The sequence below is a fragment of the uncultured Oceanicoccus sp. genome (assembly GCF_963968385.1).
GTDB lineage: Bacteria > Pseudomonadota > Gammaproteobacteria > Pseudomonadales > Dasaniaceae > Oceanicoccus.
On the sequence record NZ_CAXAHB010000077.1, the window covers coordinates 1 to 7034 of the forward strand.

6 protein-coding genes are annotated in these 7034 nt (G+C 46.5%); all 6 read right to left on the reverse strand.

Annotated elements, in window-relative coordinates; translation table 11 throughout:
* Window positions 1–938, reverse strand: a 938-nt coding sequence (locus AACP44_RS07790) for a sigma-54 dependent transcriptional regulator (RefSeq protein ID WP_339339942.1), incomplete at its 3' end; no start/stop codon positions are given.
* 174 nt (window positions 939–1112) lie between these two features.
* Entirely contained in the window at window positions 1113–4061 is a 2949-nt protein-coding gene (locus tag AACP44_RS07795; protein WP_339339943.1) for an ATP-binding protein, read from the reverse strand.
* A complete protein-coding gene (locus tag AACP44_RS07800) occupies window positions 4051–4263 on the reverse strand; it encodes a hypothetical protein (RefSeq protein ID WP_339339945.1) in 213 nt (70 codons plus the stop codon). The genes AACP44_RS07795 and AACP44_RS07800 overlap by 11 nt, the downstream gene beginning before the upstream one ends.
* A 172-nt stretch (window positions 4264–4435) precedes the next feature.
* The gene (gluQRS, locus tag AACP44_RS07805) at window positions 4436–5314 is read right to left on the reverse strand and encodes a tRNA glutamyl-Q(34) synthetase GluQRS (protein ID WP_339339947.1); all 879 of its coding nucleotides are present in this window, start codon (window positions 5312–5314) and stop codon (window positions 4436–4438) included.
* 84 nt (window positions 5315–5398) lie between these two features.
* The gene (dksA, locus tag AACP44_RS07810) at window positions 5399–5839 is read right to left on the reverse strand and encodes an RNA polymerase-binding protein DksA (protein ID WP_339339948.1); all 441 of its coding nucleotides are present in this window, start codon (window positions 5837–5839) and stop codon (window positions 5399–5401) included.
* 345 nt (window positions 5840–6184) lie between these two features.
* Window positions 6185–7021, reverse strand: a complete 837-nt coding sequence (locus tag AACP44_RS07815; RefSeq protein WP_339339949.1) for a hypothetical protein — start codon at window positions 7019–7021, stop codon at window positions 6185–6187.
* Window positions 7022–7034: the final 13 nt, after the last annotated feature.

Genomic DNA, 7034 nt, shown 5'->3' on the forward strand with positions numbered 1-7034 from the left:
TGACGCAGTGGCGGCAATATCAATTGCATAACATTAATACGGTAATATAAATCCGGACGAAACTGGTTTTGCTGCGCCAGCGTTTTCAGGTCTCTATGCGTTGCACAAATTAAACGCACATCGACCTTGCGAGATTCGACCGAACCAATACGACGAATTTCATTTTCCTGAATAAAACGCAGCAACCGAGCCTGAGCCTCCAGCGGTAACTCACCAATCTCATCGAGGAACAAAGTACCTCCGTCCGCGGCTTCAATTAAACCCATGCGGTTGGTGTTGGCGCCGGTAAACGCACCTTTCTCATAGCCGAATAGTTCGGACTCGATCAATGTCTCAGGAATGGCGGCACAGTTGACACTAATAAAAGGCTGTTCGGCACGATGGCTATAAACATGGATTGCTTTGGCGACCAGTTCTTTACCGGTACCGGTCTCACCATGAACCAAAATAGTCGCTTCTGTTGGCGCCACTTTATTGATGTGCTCATAGAGCTTCATCATGGGCTTGCAGTCACCAATCATGCCACCCAGATTGGTATATCCACGCTTGGCACTGCTGGCACGTTGCTCTTCAGTGGTGCCCTGCAGGGAATGATTGGCGATAATAGCGGCTACTGCATCCAGCATTTCATCATGATCAAAGGGTTTGGCAATATAATCCACAGCACCGCTTTTCATAGAATCGACCGCCGAGCGCAGGCTGGCATAGCTGGTCATAACCAATACCGGCACATCACCAGCCAGCTTGATTAGATCGGTGCCAGGGGCACCAGGGAGACGCAAATCACTGATAATCAGATCAAAACTGCCAAGCTCGAAGTTATCTAACGCCTCGTTGACAGCGCCCGCCTCACTCACTTCATAGTTATGCCGCTCTAACAGTTTTTGCAACGCGCTACGGATAACCGTTTCGTCTTCAACAATTAGAATCTTTTTCATCAACGATACCTTAGAATATCTCTAGTTTTTTCAGTCCATCAGGCATTAAAGAACGGCGTTTGACGGGTTGTTTGCCAGTATCACAATGTGTATTCGGGTAACATAACCTGTCTACCTATTTTTTTCTAGTGACAAAGTCACATAAAACCCTCTTCTGGCCGGGCGACGACCCGGTCACTGATAAAATTTCAGCGTAAAACGGGTGCCACCGCGCTCTGGGTCTATCGGGCTCTCTACACTAATATTGCCGTTAAGATCATCGACGATGCTGTAGACTAGCGATAAGCCCAAGCCTGTCCCATCACCCGCTTCTTTGGTGGTGAAAAAGGGGTCAAAAATCTGTTCCTGATTTTCCTTACTAATACCACTACCGCAGTCGGTTACATGAATATAAATCTGCTGGTCGTGTGCTTCGGTATCAATAACAACCATACTCTGTTCAGGGCTGGCGTCTCTGGCATTACTCAGCAAATTAACAAACACCTGTAATAAGCGCTGGGTATCACCCATAACACAGTGGTCCTCATCACAGCGATTTTCAAAACGAATCTGCTTGGCCGCCTTGTTAAGCTGCAATAAATGGATTGCCTCTTCGACACAAAGCTTGATACGAACAGGGGCCAATTCCTTGTTCACGCTTTCATCACCGGCGTGAGCAAAATTCACCAAAGTTTGTACGATTTTTGAAATCCTGTCGGTCTGCACTAAAATTTCGCGACCCACTTTAAGGCTCTCCGGATTATCGGTATCGTAACGAAGGTTTTGCGCCAGACAAGCAATACCGGTTACCGGATTACCGACCTCATGGGCAACCCCTGCCGCTAGCCGACCAATCAATGCTAGACGCTCACTATGCATCAAGCCATCTTCCAGTACTTGCACGTCGGTAATGTTTTCTAACACGATAACGCAACCATCGGTTAGTTCATCGGTAACGTCGACTACTGTTTTATGCAGATTAAACCAGTAACTACTGCCGCCATTTTCATAGCTCTGCTTGTATAAACGAGCCTGTGGCAGTTGCAGAAAATTACTCAGCAAATCACCCCAAGGTTTACGCAAACTGCGTAAATTAGAGCCAATGACATCAAGGGTTTTAATCCCTGTAAAATTAGCAATAGCATTATTCCATAATAAAATTTCACCATCTTGCCCCAACGAACAAACACCCACGGGTAAATCTTGCAGAGTTTGTCGATGATAGCGTCGAAGGTTATCTAAATCTGCCGCCAAACCGGTCAGGTGTACTTTGTAATTTTCTAACTTCACTTCAATCAAATTAATATCTTCACCACCGCCGACATGGGAGTCACTCTCATAAGGAAGCAACTGATTAATCATATCGTGCGAAACCGATGGCCCTAACAAACCAGATAAATTAGCTTCTACCCGATAGCGTAAACGACGTAGCGCAAAAGGCCGACTTTCATTATCGGGCAGCTTCATTTCATGCAGCGCACGGTCAACTTCACGTTGAGCGGTGCGGGTACCTAAGGCCGTTGCTAGCTGGCTTTTCATTTGTTGCGGATTTTTCACACTTAACAGGCGGCGCATCGGACGACTAAGGTCATCGGTAGCATAAATTTCTGCTACATTTTTTTCTTCTTCTGAGGTGGTGGTAATGATGGAAACCACAACAAACACCAAAACATTCATCCCTAGGGAAACGATGGTGACAGCAGACCATAAGTCGTCATCAACCAAATTAAAATAAAGTCTGCCGATTGATGCTGGTTCAAAGGCGGTGATAATCGGCAACAACAAGGTGACAAACCAGATCACAAAACCGGTAATTAACCCAGCGACAAAGCCTTTACGATTAGCCCCCTGCCAATGCAACCCAGCCAATATCCCGGGGAAAAACTGCAAGGTACCAATAAACGCCGTCAGACCTAGATTCGATAGTGTTTCGCGACCTGCAATAAAGTGATAAAACGCATAGCCGGTTAAGATAATAAAGACAATCAGTATGCGGCGAATCCATAACAACCAACGGTAAATATCATGATCGGTACTAGGACGATATAGAGGAAGAATCAAATGCTTTAAGCACATCGATGCCAGCGCCAAAGTTGTCACGATAACTGCACCGCTAGCTGCCGATAAACCACCGAGATAAACCAAAACAGCTAGCGCCGATGATTTTAGCTCGATACCGATCGCCAAGCTAAAGTATTCTGGCGGGATCATCGTATCTAATTTAAAACCGGCCCATAAAATCGGTAATATTGGCAAGCTCATTAACATTAAAAATAATGGCACCCCCCAACTCGCTATTTGCATCACTTTGACATTGGGGTTTTCAGCAAAAATCATATGAAAAAAATGGGGCATAGCGACTGCCGCAGAGAAGAAAATCAACAGTAGCGCACGAGCGGAGTCTTCACGCATTGGTGAATTTAATAAAGAAACGATGTCTGGGTTGGCATACAGCCATTGCTCCATACCCTCAAAACCACCAAAGACTTGATATACCGCAGCAAAACCGACCGCCAACAAGGCAATTAATTTAATCACTGATTCGAAAGCAATCGCCACCACCAAACCATTATGGCGCTCGTGAGCAGTAAGATGTTTGGAGCCGAATGAAATAGTAAAAAGACAAATGGCTAGGCAAAAAAGAAATGCTAATTCGTTATGGCGCATTTCTTTGGCAAGCGGAACATTATCGTCGGCGCCCACAATGGTGAGTATATGAATACTTTCGGCCACCGCCTGAATCTGTAATGCCAGTAGGGGCCATACCGCCAGCACCATAAACAAGGTCATCAATGAACCTGCCCACTGGGTGCGATAACGGAAGGTGAGCACATCAGCCAACGAGCTATGCAAATAGGTTCTGACAATTCGTAAAATCGGTAGCAATAATAACGGCGCTAAAATAAAAGTCCCCGCCACGCCCAGATAATAAGAAAGGAACCCATAGCCGTATTCATGCGCTAGCGCCACTACGCCATATATTGACCAAGCACTGGCAAACACGCCCAGCGACAATACGTAAATTAAGGGGTGACGAATTAACCGATCGGGTATCCAGCCACGGTCGGTAATATGAGCAATGCCAAACAGCAGTAGCAGGTATCCAATACCAATAATAAATAACTGCGATAGCTCAAAACTCATTTGAGGATTTTTCCTTTTTGTTAAGCGCGTTTTGGCGGCGTTCGTATCGGTGGATAGTCCACCACACGATAACAATGGTGACTAACCACAACAGGTAGGGGCGATACCAGACTGAGCCACCTTGCGCTACCCACTCCTGAATCGACGGAGCGAATACAAAAATAACCAGCAGTAATAATAGTAAGCTAGGCCTAATATGCATAACCGTTTAACTCTTTGGATTTGTCTGCTACACAATAGTGATAGATGCTAGGTGGATAGTACGCAAGGGGCTGCCAAGTTGCAAAGTGGCAAAGCGGCAAAGCGGCAAAAATCTAGGCAGGTGACAGAACAGACTTTAGCTAGACTCTTAGTCACCTTATCTTGTTTTCGTCCTAAGATTTAACAATCCCCAACTCGCTAGGAATACTATCAATCGACCAGTGCTCTACAGCCCAAGCTAATATAGCCTCAACTTCTTGGCATAATTCCACCGGCGGTAAAGGCTGCTGCAAAAAAGCCAGCGCCAGACACAAGTTGTTACACGCATCCGCGCTGTCAATCGCCGTAGCAAAAGTTTGCTTACTAAACTTTTCGCCTTGCTCATCGGTGATAACCGGAAAATGGCCGTATTGCGGCGTGGTATAACCAAGCACTCGCTGTAGATAAATTTGTCTGGGGGTTGAATCCAATAAATCAGCACCGCGCACTATATGGGTAATACCTTGATAGGCATCATCGACCACCACCGCTAATTGATAAGCAAATAAACCATCCTTGCGTTGCAAGATTACATCGCCCACCTCGCGCTCTAATTGCTGGGAAAAGTGGCCTTGAATTGCGTCATCGACAGCCATCGATTGATTATCAACCTGCAAACGACAGGCAAAGTCTTGATCGGCTGGTGCAGTTAGACGACCTCTACATCGGCCCTGATAGATACCCTTACTCTGCTGCAGATCACGTCGGGAACAGGTGCAATAAAAGGCTTGATTGGCGCGCAGTAAATCATTAATCACCTGCCGGTAGACGTCATGCCTCTGACTTTGCCAAAGCACTTCACCATCCCAAGTCAAACCATGATCTTCCAAACTTTGTAAAATGGCCGAGGCGGCGCCAGGCATTTCCCGCGGTGGATCGAGATCTTCCATTCTTACTAACCACCGGCCTTGATTCGCTCTGGCATCTAAATAACTGGCCAGTGCACCAATCAGCGAGCCAATATGTAATAAGCCGGTGGGTGAAGGAGCAAAGCGACCAATATAACCGGACATAAAAATTACCGTCGGGTAAAAAGAAACGGGAGAGTCCAGCGATGAACTCTCCCGTTATTCGATTTGCAGTGAAGGGTTAGAATATTAACCCAACTGCTGTTTTTCTTTGATTTCATCCAGCGTTTTACAATCAATACACTGGCTAGCTGTTGGACGGGCCTCCAAACGCTGAATGCCAATCTCTACGCCGCAGGTTTCACAGTACCCATAATCATCAGCATCAATCAAATTAATGGTGCCTTCGATTTTTTTGATCAGTTTACGCTCGCGGTCGCGAGTGCGAAGTTCAAGGCTGAATTCTTCTTCCTGAGTCGCGCGATCGGCGGGATCAGGAAAATTTGCCGCCTCATCCTTCATATGAGTTACCGTACGATCAACTTCCTCCATCAGCTCAGCCTTCCATGCCAACAAAATCTGGCGGAAGTGCTCGCGCTGATTTTCATTCATATACTCTTCATTTTTCTTAGCTTTGTAAGGAGTAAAGTTTTTAAAATTGCTTGCCGGAGCTGCTTTTTTCTTGGGCATTGCTAGGTCTCACTGTTTGCTGGCTACCATTGATTGCCAACTACTTATAATTAACTGATTCGCGCGGCGCTCTATCAAGACTGGCTTAAACTTGTTGAACTGTTTGACGGTTTAAACTAAGGATAATCTAATCAATCAAGTGACAATATCATCGTTTGTCGCCCTATTTATCACCCTATTAGCTATGTCTGACTGATGACCCAGTCCTAGCACGAGCTTACAGCTGCAAACCGACAAACCTATCAGATTTAGATCGCTGACGCCACACCCTAAGATAAATTATAGCTGACTAAAAGGGGCATGCCGTCAGGTAGTCAAATACATCTCCCCTAGGGACTGCGATTTTTAACGATCCACAGCGCCCGCCACCTCAACGCTGGTGGCCGGATTCGGGTCTGATCGCGGATCTTTCAGTAACCCGCCTTTCATACTCACACGGAGAGGGGTAGCTGCTGTATCCAGATAGAGATACTCGTAATTGTCTCCACCTATATCGCCAAGGGCAATGGGGTTGACTATGTCACCCCCCTTCATCTCGATGGTATATCCAAGACGATGATCCTCATTGCTAACGCCGGCTATTGGCTCTACGCCACCATTCCATATAACAACAACAATCTGCTTAGTTTCTGGTGGATAATCACTGCCGAAATCTTCGGGGTTAACGGCGTAGGCCAATACCAGCGAGGGACCATCCTTCAGCGGCGTCACTTCTACTGACAGACCGTGTGCGTCATCACCGCCAACCAGATTCAAATGACCTGTCAACTCAACTTTTACCGGAGGATCTTCAGGCTCATTGCCAAATTCGCCCAATAACAAAACAGTATGTCGCTTAATAGCCTCATTTGCAGGACGCGTAGTAGCATGCAAGGGTTGCATTTTTGCTCCGGAGCGAGTGACAACCGTAAATGCCTCAGGCTCAATCGAACCAGGATCAGCGACACGCTTGGTAAATGTTACCGGCATACCATCGGCTCCCCTAAGCCTTATCGACGGAATCTCATTATCCAAACCAAAGAACGCACTGACCATGCGCGGTGGCTGATCGTCGAGTGCCGTTTTCGGGATAGCAGGACTAGGCGCACACGCCACCAGTAATAAAGCGCTCAAGCCCAAAAGGCTGGCAAAAAGTCCAATAACCAAACGGCGGTTACTGTTCTGTTGCTTATTCTGGTCCATTTTATATTCCTAT